This is a genomic window from Intestinibacter sp. (genome assembly GCF_051866655.1).
In the GTDB taxonomy this organism is placed as follows: domain Bacteria; phylum Bacillota; class Clostridia; order Peptostreptococcales; family Peptostreptococcaceae; genus Intestinibacter.
This window is the reverse complement of record NZ_JBJDXL010000098.1, coordinates 1-1,568: the sequence shown is the minus strand read 5'-3', so window position 1 is coordinate 1,568 and position 1,568 is coordinate 1. Positions and strand designations below refer to the sequence as shown.

1 protein-coding gene is annotated in these 1,568 nt (G+C 29.1%); it reads left to right on the top strand.

Annotated elements, in window-relative coordinates:
* The first annotated feature begins 124 nt into the window (after positions 1-124).
* Entirely contained in the window at positions 125-1,396 is a 1,272-nt protein-coding gene (locus ACI3VO_RS02580; protein WP_439756414.1) for an OFA family MFS transporter, read from the top strand.
* The last annotated feature ends 172 nt before the right edge of the window (positions 1,397-1,568 follow it).

The window sequence follows — 1,568 nt, the reverse complement described above, 5'->3', positions numbered from 1 at the left end:
TTTTAGCTGGTGAAAATGAATTAGAATCTTTAGCATATGGAGCACTTAGAATTTTGAAAAATGAAGAGGAAGCAATTCCATACAAAGATATAAGATAAAACTAAAAATAGAAGAGGAATATAAAATGGAAAATAATGAATACTTTACAAAAACATCTGATGTAAAAGGTACGATAAAAAAGATGAGATGGGTTTACGGAGTAGCTGGAGTTTTAGTTTTATTATTTGCAGGATTAGTATATGCATGGAGTGTACTTTCTAGTCCAATTGGTGAATATTTTACTGATTGGTCTAATACACAATTATCGTTTACATTTACATTATGTATGATATTTTTCTGTTTGGGGGGACTGATTAGTGGATTGCTTTCTGAAAAAGTTCTTCCTAAGATAATGCTAAAATTATCAGCTATTTTATTTTTAGCAGGATTTATAATAGCAAGTAGGGCTCAAAATGTAATTACTTTATATATTGGATATGGAGTGATTGCAGGGTTAGCATCTGGATTTGCTTATAACTCTGTATTAGGAAACATAACTAAATTTTTCCCAGATTGTCCTGGATTAATATCTGGGATACTTCTTATGGGATTTGGATTTGGTAGCTTTTTAATAGGTAAAATATATCAAGCTTTTACGCCTTCAGGAGTAGGAGTAGAAGCATGGAGAAACTCATTCTTCGTTTTTGGTATAATTTTATTTGCAGTTATGTTTATTTCTAGCTTTTTTATTCGTAAGCCTACAATAGATGAAATTCAAATTATATCTGAAGATATTAAACAAGATAGTTCAAAAGGAAAATCAAAAGGTGCTGATTTAGAACCAAAACAAATGTTAAAAAAAGCTTCATTTTGGATCTATTTCGTATGGGCTATATTATTGTCAGCGGCAGGTTTGGCAGTAGTATCACAGGCTAGTGGGATAACGGTAGAAGTTGTAGAAGGGATATCTACAGGAACTATATCTACAGTAGTAGGACTGATTTCTATATTCAATGGTGTAGGAAGAGTTATATTTGGTGGTATGTATGATCGTATAGGAAGATTGAAGACTATGCTGTTAAATGATGTACTTTTTTTAGCATCAATTTTTGTTTTAATGATTGCGATAATAACTGGGAAATTTGTATTTATAATAGTCGGATTTATATTAACAGGTCTGTCTTATGGTGGGGTAACTCCTACAAACGCAGCCTTTGTAAATGATTTTTACGGCATTAAATATTATTCAGTAAACTTATCGTTTATTACTATGAATTTATTAATTGCATCATTTGGAAGTACTATAGCAGGAATACTTTATGATTCTACAGGATCATATTTCTCTACATTAATAGCTATGGTAGCAGCAATAGTATGTGGTTTTATATTAACTTTTATGATCAAAGAAGAAAAATAATATTGAAATAAAAATTTAGCCAAATTTATTGTTATATTATTAATTAAAATAAAATGGGATGTCAAAAATAGATTTTTAGTATATTTTTGACATCCTTATTTTGTTTTGATATAAAGAAGTTTATGGGTTGTTTTAAATTATGTTATATGTTAATTTAGACATAAAGTGTTTA